Here is a 20,336-nt window from a genome sequence, read left to right as displayed (position 1 = left end):
GCCACCGCCAACGCGAGTGCGGTCAGCAGACCGTCGTTCACACCGCCGTGGAACAGCGCGGGCACGGTGGTCAGCAGGGTCTTGGTGGCCTCGGCCGACAGCTCGACCTTGTGCTTGACGACGGTGGCGGTGACGTCGATCGCCGGATCCATGGCACGCTCGGTGAGCAGCGGATCCGGTCCTTCGACGACGCCGCGCCAGAAGTCGAGCTCGGCCATCCGCTCCTCGGTGGCGGCCTCCCGCTCGAGGGCGTGCGCCCAGGTGCGCATGGAGGTGGCGGGCGCGACCAGTTCGGGGGTCTGTCCGGCGGACAGCTGGCCCCACGCGGTCACGAAGTCCGGCACCAGGATTCGCCAGGTGACACCGTCGACCACGAGGTGGTGGGCGGCGACCACGAGACGTCCGGCACGCGAGTTGTCCGAGGGCTCGAGCCACACGAACCGAATGACCTGCCCCGTGGCCGGATCCAGCTTGTCGAGGGTGGCATCCAGTGCGGCCGTGGCGATCTCGAAGAGCTGTCCGTCGGTGGCGGCGGCATCGAATTCGGTGCGGTCGATGAGCGCATCCGCGTCGATGGTTCCGACCGCGCCGGTTTCGACGATCCAGTCCGCGTCCGGCACCCGGCGCAGGCGCGCGCGCAGCATGTCGTGGCGGTCGATGACCGCGCCGACGGTGGCGGCGATGCCCGCGCGGTCGATGCCGATCGGGAGTTCCAGGGCCATGGTCTGGTTGAAGCGGCCGAACTCGCCGGGCCGTCCCGCCATGAACCGCACCACCGGGGTCAGCGGCATGACACCCACGCCGCCGCCGGGCAGCTCGGTCAGCTGCGGGGCCGAATCGCCCTGGCCGTCAACCGATACCGTCGCGATGGCGGCCAGGCCGGAGACGGTGCGCTGCTCGAACACGTCACGCGGGGAGAACACCACGCCGCGCGCCTTGGCCCGCGACACCAGCTGGATGGAGACGATGGAGTCACCGCCCAGGGCGAAGAACGAGTCGTCGATGCCGACCCGCTCCAGACCCAGCACCTCGGCGAACACCTCGGCAATGGTCTGCTCGAGGGCATTGCGCGCGGCACGGAAGACGACCTCGGTGGCGAAGACCGGTTCGGGCAGCGCCCGGCGGTCCAGCTTGCCGACCGGGGTCAGCGGGACCCGGTCGATGACCATGATCGAGGACGGCACCATGTAGGCGGGCAGGCGGCCCTCCACGTGGGCGGTCAGGGCCGCCACGTCGATCGAATGGCCCGGCGTGGCAACGACATACGACACCAGCGCGGTCGCGCCCGCGGCGTTCTTGTGGCCGACGGTGACCGCGAAGTCGACGGTCTCGTGCGAGGCCAGCGCCGCGTCGATCTCGCCGAGCTCGATGCGGAAGCCGCGCACCTTGACCTGGAAGTCGGAGCGGCCGACGTATTCGACCAGTCCGTCCGGGGTCCAGCGCACCACGTCACCGGTGCGGTACATGCGCTCACCCGGCACGGACGGGTTGGCCACGAACCGTTCGGCGGTCAGGCCAGCCCGCGCGTGGTAGCCGCGCGCCAGCTGAATGCCCGACAGATACAGCTCACCCGCGACACCCACCGGAACCGGCCGCAGACGGTTGTCCAGGATCAGCGACTGCATGCCCCGGATCGGGCCGCCGATGGTGACCAGATCGCCCGGCACCAGCGCATCGCTGATGTTCGTCATGATGGTGGTCTCGGTCGGACCGTAACCATTGTGGAAGGCGCGAATCGTGCCGTCCGCCAACGGAACCGCCCACTTCTCGACCAGATCGGCGGGTACCGCCTCACCACCGGCGACCAGCACGCGCAGCGAGTCCAGGCCCGCCGGTCCGAAGGTGGACAGCGCGGCCGGGGTGATGAACGCGTGCGTCGCGCCCTCGCGGCGGATCAGCTCGGAGAGCTCGTCGCCGCCGTAGGTGCCCGGCGGGACGACCACCAGGGTGCCGCCCTTGCCGATGGCGAGCAGGAATTCCAGCATGGACGCGTCGAACGACGGCGACGCGAAATGCAGTGCGCGCGAGGACGAGTCGAGTGCGTAGCGCTCGGCCTGCTCGACGGTGAAGTTGGCCAGACCGGCGTGGGTGACCACGACGCCCTTGGGGACGCCGGTGGAGCCGGAGGTGTAGATGACATACGCCGGGTGCTCCGGCCGCAGCGGGCGCACCCGCTCGTCGTCGGCGATCGCGGTGTCCGCGAACGCATTCAGGTCCAGCTCGTCGAGAACGAGCCATTCGACCGAGTCCGGCATGTCGGCGCGCACCGAGGCCACGGTGAGGCCGACCGGCGAGCCGGAGTCGGTGACCATGTGGGCGATGCGGTCGGCCGGGTAGTTCGGGTCCACCGGCACGAAGGCCGCACCGGTCTTGGACACCGCCCATTCGGCGAAGTAGGAGTCGTCCGAGCGCGGGACCGCGACGGCGACCAGATCCTCGGTGCCGATGCCGCGCTCGATGAGCAAGCGCGCCAGGCGGTTCGAACGGGCATCCAGTTCGCCGTAGGACAGACTGCGCCCCTCGAACACGACCGCGGGCGCGGCCGGGTCGATGGCGACGGCGTCGGCGATGAGCTCCGGCAGGGTGCGCGCCGGGACGGCGGGCAGGCCGAAACGTGCGGTCAGATCGGCGCGCTCGCCGGAATCCAGGATGTCGATCGCGCCGACACCGATCTCGGGGTTCGCCGCGACGGCCTCGAGCACGCGCACCCAGCGCTGCGCGAATCCGGCCGCGGTGGCCTCGTCGAACAGGTCGGTGGCGTAGGTCAGCGCCAGCGTCATGCCGGTGCCCGATTCCGCGCCCGCGCGGGTGCCCTGTTCCGAGAGGGTGAACTGGAGATCGAAGCGAGAGATGTTCTCGTCGAGATCCAGCGTCCCGACCGTCAGGCCGGGCAGTTCGATGCTGGTGCGGTCCAGGTTCTGGAAGGCCAGCATGACCTGGAACAGCGGGTTGCGGGCCTGCGAGCGCTCGGGCGCGAGCAGTTCCACCAGCCGCTCGAACGGCACGTCGGCATTGCCGAAGGCGTCGAGGTCGGTGTGGCGCACACGGTCGAGCAGATCGGTGAACGACTCCGCGGGGTCGATGCCGGTGCGCAGCACCAGCGTGTTGACGAACATGCCGACCAGGTCGTCGAGCGCGGCCTCACCGCGACCGGCGACCGGGGTGCCGACCGCGATGTCGTCGCCGCCGGACAGGCGCGACAGCAGCACCGCCAGGGCGCTGTGCATGACCATGAACAGCGACGAACCCCGCTGGCGGGCAACGTCTTCCAGCTTGCCGACGAGCTCGGACGACAGCGTCCGCTGCAGGGTCGCACCGCGATGGGAGGCGATGGCCGGGCGCGGGCGGTCGGTCGGCAGCGCCAGCTCGTCGGGCACGCCGCCGAGCACGCGCTGCCAGTAGGCGACCTGGCGGGCCATGATCGAGGACGAATCCTCTTCCGAGCCCAACACTTCGCGCTGCCACACGGCGAAATCGGCGTACTGCACGGACAGCGGGGCCCAGCCGGGCACCGCGCCCTGGGTGCGCGCGGTGTAGGCGACCATCACATCGCGGGCCAGCGGCGACATGGAGAAGCCGTCACCGGCGATGTGGTGGACCACCACGACCAGGACGTGTTCCGTTGCGACGGCGGTGCCGTCAGTGGACTGAGCTTCGCCTCCCACGCGGAACAGGCGGGCGCGCAGCGGAACCTGTTCGGCCACATTGAAGCCCAGCGTGGCGAACGCGGTGACGGTGGCGGTCAGCTCCTCGGCGGCGACGGTGACCGGGCGCAGGTCGAGGGCGATCTCCTCGGCCGGGACGACCACCTGCATCGGGGTGCCACCGTGCTCCGGATAGCGGGTGCGCAGCGACTCGTGGCGGCGGACCACGTCCGCGACCGCGAGTTCCAGTGCGGCCGTGTCGAGTTCGCCGGTGAGGCGGATGGCCAGCGGCAGATTGTAGGCCGCCGACGAGGTGTCGTACTGGTTGAGGAACCACATGCGCTGCTGCGCGAACGACAGCGGCACGAGTTCGCCCGGGGTGCGGGTGCGCGCCACCAGCTTGGCGCGGGACGCGCCGTCGGCGTGCGATTCGATACGCGCGGCGAGGGATTCGACGGTGGTGGCCTCGAACAGGGTGCGCACCGCGACCGTGGTGTCCAGGGCCGCGCCGATGCGCGAGACCACCCGGGTGGCGATGAGCGAGTTGCCGCCCAGGTCGAAGAAGTCGTCGTCCAGGCCGACCCGGTCCAGGCCGAGCACCTCGGCGAAGACGGCGGCGACCGTCTCCTGGATCGGGGTCTCCGGCGCGCGGAACGCCCGCGCCTGCACGGCCGGGGCCGGCAGGGCGCGGCGGTCCAGTTTGCCGTTGACGGTCAACGGGATTCGGTCCAGCACCACGATGGCGGAGGGGACCATGTAGGACGGCAGCAGCTCGGCCGCGCCGTCGCGGACGGCGTCCACCGCGGGCGCGATGCCGTCGGTCGGCACCATGTAGGCGACGATGCGCTGATCGCCCGGCTGGTCCTCGCGCACGATGACCGCGGCCTGGGCGACGCCCGCCTGCGCCAGCACGGCGGATTCGATCTCGCCGAGCTCGATGCGGAAGCCGCGCACCTTGACCTGATCGTCGGCGCGGCCCAGGTATTCGAGCTCGCCGAAGCGGTTCCAGCGGGCCACGTCACCCGAGCGGTACAGGCGCTCGCCCGGGTCACCGAACGGGCTGGCCACGAAGCGAGCCGCCGACAGGTCGGGGCGGCCCAGGTAGCCGCGCGCCAATTGCGGTCCGGCCACGTACATTTCGCCCGCGACGCCCACCGGCACCGGGTGCAGGCGGTCGTCGAGGACGTACACGCGCAGACCCGCGATGGCCCGGCCGACCACCGAACCGGTCGCCGCGGCGATGGTGTCGGCGTCGAGCACACGCACGGACACGTGCACGGTGGTCTCGGTGATGCCGTACATGTTCACCAGGTACGGGGTGGAATCACCGTGGCGGGCAATCCAATCCGAGAGGCGACGCAGCTCGAGCGCCTCACCGCCGAACACCACGTAGCGCAGCGCGAGCGCCTGCTGATCCCCGGTAGAGGCGGCAATGCGGTCGGCCTCGGCGAGCTGGTAGAACGCCGAGGGGGTCTGGTTGAGCACCGTGACCTGTTCGCGGCGCAGCAATTCCAGGAACTGCTCGGGCGACCGGGATACGTAGTAGTCGACCACCACGAGCTTGCCGCCGTAGAGCAGCGGGCCCCACAGCTCCCACACCGAGAAGTCGAAGGCGTAGGAGTGGAACAGCGTCCACACATCCTCGGGACCGAAACCGAACTCGCGATCGGTGTTCGCCATCAGCCGCACCACATTCCGGTGCGCCACGGCCACACCCTTGGGGCGGCCGGTGGAGCCGGAGGTGTAGATGACGTAGGCGACGTGATCCGGACGCAGCGGGCTGCGACGGTCGGCATCGGTGACGGGCGCGTCGGCCGCGTCCTCGATATCACCGGCCTCCAGCGAGAAGCCGTCCAGCAGAATCTTGTTCAGCTCGCCCGGCAGTTCGACCTGCACGGTCGAGTCGGTGATGACGCTGGTGGGCTTCGCGTCCGACAGCACATAGGCGATGCGGTCGGCCGGGTAGCTCGGGTCCAGCGGCACGTAGCCCGCACCGGTCTTGATGACCGCCAGCAGCGCCACGACCAGATCGGCCGAGCGCGGCAGCAGCACCGCCACCAACTGCTCGGGTCCCGCGCCCTCGCTGATCAGCCTGCGCGCCAGCACATTCGCGCGCCGGTCCAGCTCGGAGTAGGTGAGTTCCTCGTCGCCGAAGCGGACGGCGATCCGTTCCGGGTGCCCGGCCACGGCCAGGTCGAACAGGCTCGACAGGGTGGCGTCGGCGTCGGTGAACGGACTGGCCAGCGCCGCGAGCGGGTTGGCGAGTCGCTCGGCGGCCCCGCCCAGCGCGGCCAGGGCGGCGGCCTCGGGCGCGATGCCCGAAACACCCTCGGCCACGGCCAGTTCGGCCTGCAGCGCCGCGTCGTTCGCGATGCGCGCCAGCTCGACGATGTCGTCGCCCGCGGAGACCCAGTGCTCGGCCACATTGTGGCGCTCGCCCTCGCCCAGCAGGTCGATATCGCCGATGAGCGCGGCCGGGTCCTCGGCGACCGCGCGCAGGATGCGCACCAGCCGTTCGGCGAAGGAGATGACGGTCTCGGGGTCGAACAGGTCGCTGGCGTAGTTCCAGGACAGTCCCAGCGAGCCGTCGGCGCGCTCGCTCACGGTGAGCTGCACGTCGAACTTGGCGGTGCCCGGATCGAATTCGAGGACCTCGAGTGCCAGGTCGGGCAGTTCGACGGTCTGCGTGTCCTTGGCCCCGGCGGCCTCGAAGGTCAGCGCCACCTGGAACAGCGGGTGGTGCGCCTGCGAGCGGACCGGGCTCAGCACATCCACGAGCCGCTCGAACGGCACGTCGGCATGGGCGAAGGCGGCCAGGTCGGTGCGGCGCACCTGGGCCAGCAGGTCGCGGAAGGCCGCGTCCGGCTTGACCTCGCTGCGCAGGACGAGGGTGTTGACGAACATGCCGACCAGGTCGTCCAGCGCGCGTTCGCCGCGGCCCGCGATGGGGGTGCCGATGGCGATATCGGTGGCGCGGGACAGGCGCGCGGCCCAGGTGGCCAGGGCGGCGTGCACCAGCATGAACAGGGTGACGTCGTGCTCGCGGGCCACGCCGGTGAGGGCGCGGTGCAGCTCGGCGTCGATCGAGAAGTCGTAGGTGCCACCGGCATTGGTCGCGATCTCGGGACGCGGCCGGTCGGCGGGCAGCTCGATCTGCTCGGGCAGGTCGGCCAGCTGGGCGGTCCAGTAGGCGATCTGCTGAGCGGCCAGGGACTCGGAATCGGTTTCCGCGCCGAGGATCTCGCGCTGCCACAGCGTGTAATCGGCGTACTGCACCGGCAGCGGCGACCACTGCGGAGCCGCGCCGGTCGCGCGGGACAGGTAGGCGGCCACCACATCCCGCAGCAGCGGACGCAGCGACGCACCGTCGGCGCTGATGTGGTGCAGCACCAGCACGACCACGTGCTCGGTCTCGCTGAGGCTGAGAACCGTGGCGCGGAAGGGCAGTTCGCGGGTGACGTCGAAGTGGACGCTCGCCAGCTGGACCACGCGCGCGGTCAGGTCGGCGGTGGTGACGGACTCGGCCCGCACCTCGTATTCGACCTCGGACAGCGGCAGGACGCGCTGGTAGCCGTCGCCCTCGATCTCGGGGTAGACGGTGCGCAGCGACTCGTGGCGGGCCACCACATCGCCGATGGCGGCGGTGAAGGCGTCCAGATCCACTGCGCCGGTGAGCTTCAGCGCCACCGGGATGTTGTTGACCGCGGTGCGGTTGTCGAAGCGGTTGAGGAACCACATGCGCTGCTGCGCGAGCGAGAGCGGCACGAGGTCCGGACGCTCCTGTGCCACCAGCGCGGCCCGCGCGCCGGTGCCCACGCGCGACTCCAACTGCGCGGCAAGGGAGGCCACGGTGGTGGCCTCGAACAGGGTGCGCAGCGGGATGTCGGCGTCCAGCGCGGCGGACAGGCGCGCGATCACCTGGGTGGCGACCAGCGAGTTGCCGCCGAGCTCGAAGAAGTCGTCGTCCAGGCCGACCCGGTCCAGGCCGAGCACGTCGGCGATGGTGCCCGCGACGGTCTGCTGCACCGGCGTGGCCGGGGCGCGGAACGCCTTGGCGGCGAAGGTCGGGGCGGGCAGCTGCTTGCGGTCCAGCTTGCCGGAGGCATTGAGCGGGAAGGCATCCAGCACCATGAAGGCGGCCGGGACCATGTAGGCCGGAAGCTGTTCGGTCAGCGCGTCCTTCACGGCGTCGACGTCGAGGTGCTCGTCGGCGGCGATGAGGTAGGCGACCAGCTGATCCCCGGTGCGCTCGTCGTGGCGGACCACCACCACGGACTGCGCGACGGACGGCTGCGCGATCAGCGCCGACTCGATCTCGCCCAGCTCGATGCGCAGACCGCGCAGCTTGACCTGGAAGTCGGTGCGGCCCAGGTACTCCAGTTCGCCACCGGCGGTCCAGACGACGAGGTCGCCGGTGCGGTACATGCGCACGCCGTCGCCGAACGGGTTGGCCACGAAGCGATCCGCGGTCAGGTCCGGGCGTGCCACGTACCCGGTGGCGAGCTGATCGCCCGCCAGGTACAGCTCACCCGCGACACCCACCGGCACCGGCTTCAGGCGCGAATCCAGCACGTAGACCTGGGTATTGAAGACCGGGGCACCGATCGGCACCGAGGCGAGGTCGGCATCGGTGACCTCGTGGTAGGTCACGTCGACCGCGGCTTCGGTGGGACCGTACAGGTTGTGCAGTCGCGCACCGGTCAGCTCGCGCAGCTTCTGCGCGGTCGGCGCGGGCAGGCCCTCACCGGAGGCGAAGACATTGGTGAGGCTGACGCATTCGGCCGCGGCCGGTTCGGCCACGAAGACCGCCAGCATGGACGGCACGAAGTGGGTGACGGTCACGCCCTCGCGGACGATGATCTCGGCCAGGTAGGCCGGATCGCGGTGGCCGTCCGGCTTGGCGACCACCAGGCGCGCGCCGACCTGCAAGGGCCAGAAGAACTCCCACACCGACACGTCGAAGGTGGCGGGGGTCTTCTGCAGCACCACGTCGTAGGCGGCCAGCCCGTACTGGGCGTGCATCCAGACGAGACGGTTCACGATGGCGGCGTGCGAGACGGCCACACCCTTGGGGCGACCGGTCGAGCCGGAGGTGAAGATGACGTAGGCGGTGTTCTCCGGGCGCAGCGGGGCGCGGCGCTCGGCATCGGTGACCGGGGTGTCGGCGAAGCCGGACAGGTCCAGCTCGTCGATGCGAACCTGGCGCGCCGCAATGCCTTCCACGGCGTCGCCGGAAGTGAGCACGCAGACCGGCCGGGCGGTTTCGAGGATGTACTGGGTGCGCTCGGCCGGGTGATCCGGGTCCAGCGGCACGTACGCGCCACCGGCGACGGTGACCGCGTACATGCCCGCGACCAGGTCGATGGAGCGGCGCATGCCCAGCGCCACAAACGATTCCGGCCCCACGCCCTCGGCGATGAGCCAGCGCGCGAGCCTGCGGACGCGGGCCGCGAACTCGGCGTAGGACAGACTCGTCCCCTCGAAGGTGACCGCGGTCGCCTCGGGGGTCAGGGCGACCTGGGCTTCGAACAGCGAAACCAGGGTGGCCGCAGCGCCTTCGGTGACTTCGGGCAGCGCGGTGTCGAGTTCGAAGGCGGTGTCGTTCCAGCCGAGCAGGATCTTGCGGCGCTCGCAGTCGCTGAGCAGCTCGACCTCGCCGACCAGCTGGGTCGGGTCGGCGGCCACGGCGGTGAGCATGGCGACGAATCGCTGCGCGAAGACGTCGGCGTACTGGGAATCGAAAAGGTCTGTGGCGTAGACCAGTTCGGCGTCCATCGCGGAGTCGCCGTCGATGACCTCGCTCAAGGTCAGCTGCAGGTCGAACTTGGCCGACTGCTGGTCGATGGCCAGCTCGGACACGCTCAGGCCCGGCAGCTCGAGGGAGGTGCGGCCCAGGTTCTGGAACGAGAGCATGACCTGGAACAGCGGGTGCCGTGCCTGCGAGCGGGCCGGGTTGAGCACCTCGACGAGGCGTTCGAACGGCACGTCCGCGTGGGCGAAGGCGGCCAGATCGCGCTCGCGCACGGTCTTCAGCAGGTCGGTGAAGCTCGCGCCGGTGTCGACCGGCGCGCGCAGCACCAGGGTGTTGACGAACATGCCGACGAGATCGTCGAGCGCCTGCTCGCCACGGCCCGCCACCGGAATGCCGACGGCGATGTCATCGGTGCCGCTCAGTCGTGCCAGCAGCGCGGCGAAGGCGCTGTGCACCACCATGAACAGGGTGGTGCCATTGGTCTGCGCCACCCGGTTCAGCCCGGCGATGAGCTCGCCCGGCACCCGGAAGCGATGGGTGCCCGCGTCGTAGGAGGCGACGGCCGGGCGCGGTTTGGTGGACAGGCGCAGCTCGTCCGGCAGCCCGGACAGGGTCTCGCGCCAGTAGTCCAGCTGCTCGGTGATGAGCGAGCGCGGATCCTCTTCTGAACCCAAGGTGTCGCGCTGCCACAGCGCGTAATCCGCGTACTGCACCGGCAGTTCGGCCCAGCCCGGGGTCTCGCCCTGGCTGCGCGCGACATAGGCGGTCATGAGATCGCGCACCAGCGGGTTCATGGAGAAGCCGTCGGCGGCGATGTGGTGGGCCACCAGCACCAGCACATGGTCGTCGGCCGCGAGGCGGTAGGCGCGCAGGCGGACGGCGGTCTCGGTGGTGACGTCGAAACCCTGTGCGGCGAAGGCGTAGACCGCGGCGAACAGCTCGCCCTCGGTCACGTCCATGACCTCGAGCTCCGGCACGGCGCGGCCGGTCGGCAGCACCTTCTGGTAGGCGACGCCCTCGTGCGAGGGGTAGATGGTGCGCAGCGATTCGTGGCGGGCGATCACATCGGCGATCGCGCCGCGCATGGCGTCGAGATCCAGTGCGCCGGTGAGCCTTACGGCTGCCGGGATGTTGTTGGCGGCCGATTCCGGGTCGAAGCGGTTGAGGAACCACATGCGCTGCTGCGCGAGCGACAGCGGCGGATACTCGGGCCGGGTCGCGGCGGTGAGCGCCTGGCGCACACCGGTTCCCGCGTGCGACTCCACGCGCGCGGCCAGCGCGGCCACGGTCGGGGCCTCGAACAGCACGCGCACGCCGATCTCGGCGTTCAGCGCCGCCGACAGGCGGGCCACGACCTGGGTGGCGACCAGCGAGTTGCCGCCCAGCTCGAAGAAGTCGTCGTCCACGCCCACGCGCTCGGGGCCGTGCTCCGCGCCGGAGATGCCGAGCAGGTCGGCGAAGATCTGCGCGATGATCTCCTCGATCGGGGTCGAGGGCGCGCGGAAACGCTTGGCCTCGAACACCGGTGCGGGCAGGGCCTTGCGGTCCAGCTTGCCGGAGGCGTTCACCGGGAAGGCGTCCAGCACCACGATGGCGGCCGGAACCATATAGGCCGGAAGCGAACTCGACAGCGCCGCCTTGACGGCGTCGATGTCGACGACGGCCTCGGGCTCGCGGACCACATAGCCGACCAGCTGATCGCCGGCGTGGGCGTCGGTGCGCACGACCACCACCGACTGGGCGACGCTCGGCTGCGCCAGCAGCGCGGCCTCGATCTCGCCCAGTTCGATGCGCAAACCGCGCAGCTTGACCTGGAAGTCGGTGCGGCCCAGGTAGTTCAGCTCACCGTCGGCGGTCCAGGTGACCAGGTCACCGGTGCGGTACATGCGGTCGCCGGAGACGAACGGGTTGGCCACGAAGCGATCCGCGGACAGGTCCGGGCGGCCCAGGTAGCCGCGGGCCAGCTGATCGCCCGCGAGGTAGAGCTCACCCGCGACACCCGGTGCGACCGGGTGCAGGCGGGCGTCGAGGACATAGGTCTCGGTGTTCCAGACCGGACGGCCGATCGGCACGAAGACGGTGTCGGCGTCGGTGACCTCGTGATAGGTCACGTCGACGGCGGCCTCGGTGGGGCCGTACAGGTTGTGCAGGCGGGCACCGGTGAGCTCGCGCAGCTTCTGCGCGGTCGGGGCGGGCAGCGCCTCACCGGACGCGAAGACCTGACGCAAACGCGGTGCGGCGACGGCGGATTCACCATTGTCGTTGCCGAGGGTGGCGACGAAGACCGAGAGCATCGAGGGCACGAAGTGCGCGGTGGTGATGCCGGCCTCGGCGATGATCTGGGCCAGGTACACCGGGTCGCGGTGGCCGTCCGGCTTGGCGACCACCAGACGGGCACCGGTCTGCAAGGGCCAGAAGAACTCCCACACCGACACGTCGAAGGTCGCCGGGGTCTTCTGCAGCACAGCGTCATCGGCGTCGATCGGGTACTCGTGCTGCATCCACAGCAGACGGTTCACGATCGCGCCGTGCTCGACGGCCACACCCTTGGGGCGGCCGGTCGAACCGGAGGTGAAGATGACGTAGGCGGTGTGCTCGGGCCGGATCGCCGCTCCCCGTTCGGCATCCGTGATCGGCGCGTCGGAGTAGGCATCCAGGTTGAGGGTGTCGACGTCGAGCACCGGCACATTGCGGCCGGTGACGAACTCGTCGCGGCTGGTGGTCAGGATGGCGACCGGGCGCGCGATATCGAGCACGTAGTCGATGCGCTCGTCGGGCTGATCGGGATCCAGCGGCACGTACGCGCCACCGGCCTCGAGCACCGCGTACATGGCGACGACCAGATCCAGCGAGCGCCGAATGGCCAGGGCCACATGCGATTCCGCGCCCACGCCCTGAGCGATGAGCTTGCGGGCCAGCTTGTGCACGCGCGCGGAGAACTCGGCATAGGACAGACCTGTCCCCTCGAATTCCACGGCGGGCGCGTTCGGGCTGGTCAGAGCCTGTGCCTCGAACAGCGAAACCAGTGTCGCCGCTTCGCCTTCCGGCAGTGCGGGCAGCACCGAGTCGAGGTTGAACGCGGTGTCGTTCCACTCGTCCAGGACCAGCTCGCGCTCGTCGGCGACCAGCAGGTCGATATCGCCGAGCGGCATATCCGGGTTGGCGACCACGGCGGCCAGGACCAGGTCCAGGCGGCGCGCGAAGGCCTCGATGGTGGGCTCGTCGAAAAGGTCCAGCGCGTAGGAGATCTCGGCCGACATGCCGGCGTTCTCGCCGTGATCGTCCTGGGCCTCCTGCAGGGTCAGCTGCAGATCGAACTTGGCCAGGCGGGCGTCGTAGTCGATGCCGTTGACCGACAGGCCGGGCAGTTCCAGGCTGGCCTGTCGCGTGTTCTGGAAGGTCAGCATGACCTGGAACAGCGGGTGCCGGGACTGCGAACGCGCCGGGTTGATGACCTCCACCAGGCGCTCGAACGGCACGTCCGCGTGCGCGAAGGCGTGCAGGTCGGTGTCGCGGGAGCGGGCCAGCAGATCGGCGAAGGTCTCGGCACCGTCCACCTCGGTGCGCAGCACCAGGGTGTTGACGAACATGCCGATCAGGTCGTCGAGCGCGGCCTCACCGCGACCGTGCACCGGGGTGCCGATGGCGATGTCGGAGGTGCCCGACAGGCGGGCCAGCAGGACCGCCAGCGCGCTGTGCATGACCATGAACAGCGAGGCATTGTGGCGGCGGCCCAGATCGACCAGCGCCTGCTGGGTCTGCGCCGAAATCGCGAACGGGTAGGTGCCACCCTGGTAGCTGGCCACCGCCGGACGCGGCCGATCCGAGGGCAGCACCAGTTCGTCGGGCAGATCGGCCAGCGCCTCGGTCCAGTACCGAATCTGCTTGGCGATCAGCGAATCCGGGTCCTCCTCGGAGCCGAGGACCTCGCGCTGCCACAGCGCGTAGTCGGCGTACTGCACCGGCAGTTCCGCCCAGGCCGGGGCCTCCCACGAGGTGCGGGCCGCGTAGGCGACCATGACGTCGCGGGCCAGCGGGCCCATGGACCAACCGTCGGCGCTGATGTGGTGGACCACCATGCCGAGGATGTACTCGGTCTCGCTGATCTCGAAAAGCGCCGCGTGCAACGGCACTTCGTCGGTCACATCGAAGGCCATGGTGGCCAGCTCGACCAGGTGGTCGATCAGGTTGGACTCGGTGACCGGCACCGGCGTCAGGTCGGGCACGATCTGCGCGGCATCGAGGACCCGCTGCACCGGGCCGTGCGCGGTCTCGGGGAAGACGGTACGCAGCGACTCGTGACGGTCGATGACGTCGATGACCGCGACCTGCAGGGCCGCGATGTCGAGCTCACCGGAGAGCCGGATGGCCACCGGGATGTTGTTGACGGCCGAGGCGGTGTCGAAGCGGTTGAGGAACCACATGCGCTGCTGCGCAAGGGAAAGCGGGACCTCACTGGGCCGCTCGCGGGCGACCAGGGCCTTGCGGCCGCCGTCGCCGACATGCGATTCCACCCGCGCCGCGAGGGCTTCCACGGTGGCGGCCTCGAACAGCATGCGCACCGGGACGCGGGTGTCCAGGGCGGTGCCGAGGCGGGTGGCGACCTGGGTCGCGATCAGCGAGTTGCCGCCCAGCTCGAAGAAGTCGTCGTCCACGCCGACGCGCGCGATGCCCAGCACCTCGCCGAAGATCTGGGCGACGATCTCCTCGATCGGCGTTGTGGGAGCGCGGAATTCGCGCACCTCGAAGCGCGGCGCGGGCAGCGCCTTGCGGTCCAGCTTGCCGGAGGCGTTCACCGGGAACGCGTCGAGCACCATGATCGAGCCCGGCACCATGTACGCGGGCAGGGTGCGCTGCAGCGAGGTCTTGACCCCGTCGAGGTCCACCGGGCCGCGGGTCACGATGTAGGCGACCAGCTGATCGCCCGCCACCGTGTCGATGACCAGCACCACGGCCTGCTGCACCTTGGGGTGGTCCAGCAGCGCGGTCTCGATCTCGCCGAGCTCGATGCGCTGGCCGCGGAACTTCACCTGGAAGTCGGTGCGGCCGATGTAATCGATGACGCCCGAGTCGTTGTGGTTCCAGCGCACCAGGTCACCGGTGCGGTACAGGCGCGAGCCCGGTTCGCCGTAGGGGTTGGCGACGAAGCGTTCGGCGCTCAGGTCCGGGCGGCCGAAGTAGCCGCGCGCCACCTGCGCGCCACCCAGGTACAGCTCACCCGGGACGCCCGCCGGAACCGGGCGCAGGCCCTCGTCCAGCACATAGGTCTGCGCGTTCCACACCGGGCGGCCGATCGGCACCGAGGTGACCACGGGCGCGTCGATGGGCGCGGCGGTGGCGTGCACGGTGAACTCGGTCGGGCCGTACAGGTTGTGCACGGCCGCGGTGGAGAAGCGCCGGAAGGCGGTCACGGTGGCGGGCGGCAGCGCCTCACCGGCCACCAGCACCGCACGCAGGGACAGGCATTCGGCGGCCGAGGCGCTGGAGGCGAACACGCTCAGCATGGACGGCACGAACGAGGTCATGGTGACCCGGTGGCGGCCGATGACCTCCGAGAGGTACATGGGGTCGCGGTGGCCGTCCGGCGCGGCGATGACCTGCTGCGCGCCCACGGCCAGCGAACCGAAGAGCTCCCACACCGAGACGTCGAAGGTGACCGGCGTCTTCTGCAGGATCACATCAGTGTCGTCGATGCCGTATTCGCCGGTGATCCAGGCGATCTGGTTGACCACCGCCGAATGCGGCACGGCCACGCCCTTGGGGCGGCCGGTCGAGCCGGAGGTGAACAGCACGTAGGCGGCATTGCTCGCGCGCAACGGCGCACGGCGGTCCGCGTCGGTGACCGGGGCGTCGCTGTACTCGCTCAGATCCAGCGAATCCAGGTGCAGCGCCGGGCAATCCGAGGATTCCACGGCGTCGTCGACGGTGGTGAGCAACACGACCGGCTCGGCGGTGCGCAGCACGTAGTCGGTGCGCTCGGCCGGGTGGTCCGGATCGATCGGCACGTAGCCGCCGCCCGCGGTGAGGGTGGCGTAGATGGCGACCAGCATGTCCACCGAGCGGCGAATGCCCACCGCCACCAGCGACTCCGGGCCCACGCCCTCGGCGATGAGCTTGCGGGCCAGGCGATTCACGCGGCCGGAGAACTCGGCGTAGGACAGTTCCCGAGCCGGGCCGAACATGCTGCCGCTGCGCTCGCCCGGATCGAAGATCAGGGCGGTGGCGTGCGGACGCAGGGCGACCTGGCGCTCGAAAAGGTCCAGCACCGTCGTGGCGGCCGGTAGCTCGTGCTCGGTGTGGTTCCAGGCGTGCAGCACCGTCTCGCGCTCACCGGCGTCGAGGACGTCGATATCGCGCACCACGGTTTCCGGTGCGGCGACGGCGGTTTCGAGGACGCGCAGGTAACGGCGGCCGAACTCGGTGACGGTGGCGGCGTCGAACAGATCGGTGGCATACGAGAGCACCACCGACAGCCCGGCGGGCTCACCGGCCAGGCCGCGCTGCTCGGTCAGCGTCCACTGCAGGTCGAACTTGGCGATATCGACCTCGAGCTCGTCCGCGGAGACGGTGAGGCCGGGCAGCTCCATGGAGCCGTGCGACATCTCCTGGAACGACAGCATGACCTGGAACAGCGGATGCCGGGCCTGCGACCGGGTCGGGTTGATGACCTCGACCAGCCGCTCGAACGGGACATCGGTGTTGGCGAAGGCCGCCAGGTCGGTGTCGCGGGTGCGCGCGAGGAAATCGGTGAAGCGCTGTGCCCCATCGACTTCCGAGCGCAGCACCAGGGTGTTGACGAACATGCCGATCAGGTCGTCGAGCGCCTGCTCGCCACGCCCGGCGACCGGGGTGCCGATGGAGATGTCGGTGGTGCCCGACAGCCGGGCCAGCAGCACCGCGAGCGCGGAGTGCATCACCATGAACAGCGAAACACCCTGGGCGCGAGCCAGACCCACGAGCTGGGTGTGCAGTTCGGCCGGGATGTCGAAGGTGACCCGGGAGCCATGGAAGCTCTGCACCGGCGGGCGCGGGCGATCGGCCGGGAGGTCCAGCTGATCCGGCAGACCCGCCAAAGCCGCACGCCAGTAGGCGATCTGGCGCGCGGCCATGGACTCGGGATCGGATTCGGAGCCCAGCAGTTCGCGCTGCCAGATGCTGAAGTCCTGGTACTGCACCGGCAGCGGGGCCCACGCGGGCTCCTGCCCGGCCACCCGCGCCAGGTAGGCGGCGGTCATATCGCGCGAGAGCGGGCCGAACGAGAAACCGTCCGCCGCGATGTGGTGCACGACGAACGCGACGGCCAGATCGACCTCGTCGGCGTTCGGGGCGGCATGGCGGCCGGGCTCGGCGAGGGTCTCGGCGTGGTCGGACACGCGGAACACGCGGACCCGAATCGGCAGCTCGGTGGAGACGTCGAAGCCGGTGGAGGCGAATTCGGCCAGCGCGGACGGCAATTCGGCCTCGGCGAGGTCGATCACCTCGATGCCCAGGTCCACCTCGTCGACGGGCAGCACGCGCTGGAAGCCGCCATCGCCGGACTCGGGGAAGATGGTGCGCAGCGACTCCTGGCGCGCGACCACGTCGGTCAGCGCCAGCTGCAGGGCCTCGATCTCGACCTGTCCGCGCAACCGCACCACGAACGGCAGGTTGTAGGTCGGGACGGTCGGGTCGAACTGGTTGAGGAACCACATGCGCTGCTGCGCGAGCGAGAGCGGAACGCGCTCGGGGCGTTCCTGCGCGACTAGCGGCGGACGCGAGACATCCGACGGCCCGGCGGCTTCCACGCGCGCGGCCAGCCCGGCCACGGTCGGGGTCTCGAACAGCGCGCGCACACCCACGCGGGTGCTGAACGCGGCCGAGATGCGGGCCACCACCTGGGTGGCGACCAGCGAGTTGCCGCCCAGATCGAAGAAGTTGTCGTCCACGCCGACCCGCTCGTGGCCGAGCACATCGGCGAACACGCCCGCCACGATCTCCTCGGCGGCGGTGCGCGGGGCGCGGTATCCGGCGGCGTCCGCGCTGAACACCGGCTCGGGCAGGGCCTTGCGGTCCAGCTTGCCGGAGGTGTTGAGCGGGAAGGCATCCAGCACCATGATGGCGGCCGGGACCATGTAGGTCGGCAGCTTCTCGGCGACGAAGCGGGTCAGCTCGGCCGGGTCCACGGTCTGGCCGGGCATGGGGACCACGTAGGCGACCAGCTGCTGGCCGGTCGCGGTGTCCATGACCAGCACGGCGGCCTGACTGACGGCCGGGTGCGCGAGCAGGTCGGTCTCGATCTCGCCGAGCTCGATGCGCTGGCCGCGGAACTTGACCTGGAAGTCGGTGCGGCCGATGTACTCCAGCGCACCCGACTCGTTCCAGCGCACCAGGTCACCGGTGCGGTACATGCGCTCGGAGGTCCCGAACGGGTTGGCCACGAAGCGATCCGAGGTCAGATCGGGACGGCCCTTGTACCCGCGCGCCAGCTGGCGGCCCGCCAGATACAGCTCACCCGCGGCACCGATGGCGGCGGACCGCAGGCGCGAATCCAGAACGTAGACTTCGACATTCCACTCGGGCAGACCGATCGGCACCGTCACGGTGTCGGCGGCGGTGTTCTCCCAGTAGGTGACCGAGACCGCGGCCTCGGTGGGGCCGTACAGGTTGTGCAGACCCGCGTCGGTGATCTCGCGGAAGCCCGCGCCGGTCTCCGGCGGCAGCGCCTCACCGATCACGAAAACGTATTTCAGCGAGGCGCATTGGGCCCGCGTGGCGTGCGAGACGAAGACCGTCAGCATGGACGGCACGAAGTCGGTGACCGTGACGCCGTGGCGCTCGATCATGTCGGCCACGTACAGCGGATCGCGGTGGCCGTCCGGGGTGGCCACGATCAGCTTCGCGCCCACCAGCAGCGGCATGAAGTAGCCCCACAGCGACACGTCGAAGGTGGTGGCGGTCTTCTGCAGGTACACATCGTCGGCGGTCATCGGATACTCGTCGAGCATCCAGAGTTCCTGATTGACGATGGCGTGGTGGGTGACCGCGACACCCTTGGGGCGGCCGGTGGAACCCGAGGTGTAGATGACGTAGGCGGTGTTGTCCGGGCGCAGCGGGGCCAGGCGATCCGCGTCGGTCACCGGGTCGGCGGAGTAGCCGGAGACGTCGAGGGTGTCGATCTCCAAGCGCCGCACCGACTCCGGGAGTTCCAGCTCGTCGCGCGCGGTGGTCAGGACACAGACCGGTCCCGCGGATTCGAGGATGTAGGCGGTGCGATCGGCCGGGTGATCCGGGTCGATCGGCACGTACGCGCCACCGGCGCGCAGCACCGCGTGCATGCCCACGACCAGGTCCAGCGAGCGGCGCATGCCCAGGGCCACAAGCGATTCCGGGCCGACGCCGTCCTCGATCAGGAAGCGCGCCAGGCGGTTGACGCGCTCGCCGAACTCGGCGTAGGTCAGCTGCTCGCCCTCGAACTCGACGGCGACATTGTCCGGGGTGAGCGGAATCTGCTTGTCGAGCAACGCCGGAAGCGTCGTGACCGGGACGTCGTGGCCGGAGTCGTTCCAGTCCAGCAGGGTCCGGGTGCGCTCGGCCGCGGTGGTGATGGGCAGGCCCCACACCGGCTGGTTCTCCCCCGCCGCCAGGAAGCGGTCGAAGAACTCCAGGAACCGCGCGTGGTGGCTCTGCGTCTCGTCCTCGGAGTACAGGTTGGGGTTGGTCTCGAAGTCGATGTGGTTCCGGGTGCCCTTCACCGACTGGTAGAAGTTGACGCCCAGATCCTCGATGGAACCGGTGGACAGCACGCTGTACTCGCCGGTGATGTCGCCGAGCACGACCTCGTTGTGGAACAACATGATGTTGACCCACGGGCCGAAGAACTGCGAGCCCACCTCACCGGTGAACTCCCCGGCGGAGTCGCGGCGAATGTCCTCGGCGCGGTAGCGCTGGTGGCGCAGCGCGCCCGAGACCTCGACCGTCACCTGCTTGAGCAGTTCGGTCACGGTGGTGCCGTGGCCCACCCGCAGGCGCAGCGGCACGATGTTCGAGGCCGCGCCGCCCGAGCGACGCATGATGGCGGTGGTGCGCGCGGTCACCGGGAGGCTGAGGATGACGTCCTCGCTGCCGGTCCACTGCGCGAGGTAGGCGGCGAAACCGGCGATGAGCAGACCCGCGGGCGAGGACTCGTGGCGGGCCACGGCCTCTTCCAGCAGCGTGGTCTGCTCGGTGGTGAGCGCGCCCGAGGCGACGCGATTGAGCGCGGCCGGGGGCGCGGAGCGACCGACCAGGCTGGTGCCGTCCTCGAGTCCGGCGACCCGCTCGGCCCAGTACTCCTTGTCGGCCTTGAACCGACTGGTCTCGCGGTAGGCGAATTCCTGCTCGACCAGGGTCTTCAGATCGGTGAGCTTGTGCGGCGCGGGCTCGACGCCCTTGACGTAGGCGGTGTACAGCTCGGCGACGCGGGTCAGGTAGGTGACCGCGCCGAAGCCGTCCAGCACGATGTGGTGAATGCGGGCGTACCAGTAGTAATGGCCCTCGGCCAGTTTCACCATGGCCGTCTTGATCAGACGGTCCCTGGTGAGCTCGAGGGGCGCGCTGTAGTCGGCGCGCATCCACTCCTGGGCGGCCGCGGCCGGATCGGGCTCGCCGCTCAGATCGACGTGGTAGATGGTGCGGTCCAGCGAGTGGTCCACCATCTGCATGGGCTCGCCGTCACGCTCGACAATGCGCAGGAAGCCGGAGCCGAACTCCTCCGAGCCGCGCACCATGGCGCGCTCGAGCAACTCGATGTCGAGTTCGCCGCGCAGCTCCACGTACTGGGCGATATTGATCGGTACCTGCGGGTCCAGGTGCTGGGCGTACCAGATACCGAGCTGCGCGGGCGACAGCGGGAAAAGATCGCCCGACCCCGGTGCGATTTCGCTGCCAGCTTCGCCGTTGCCGCCGAAATCCAGCCGGTTCAA

The 20,336-nt window shown here is 70.0% G+C and carries 1 protein-coding gene (cut by a window edge); it reads right to left on the bottom strand.

From position 1 onward, the window contains the following. Positions 1 to 20,336, bottom strand: partial view of a non-ribosomal peptide synthase/polyketide synthase gene (locus VMT65_RS01495; RefSeq protein ID WP_326306083.1) — the start only. 23,824 nt of this gene lie to the left of the window's left edge; the window shows 20,336 of its 44,160 coding nt (coding positions 1-20,336); it begins with the start codon at positions 20,334 to 20,336; its stop codon lies off the left edge, out of view.

The organism is Nocardia sp. CDC153, from assembly GCF_035818515.1.
GTDB lineage: Bacteria > Actinomycetota > Actinomycetes > Mycobacteriales > Mycobacteriaceae > Nocardia.
The sequence above is the reverse complement of the archived record's forward strand: the minus strand, read 5'-3'. Positions and strand labels throughout refer to the sequence as shown.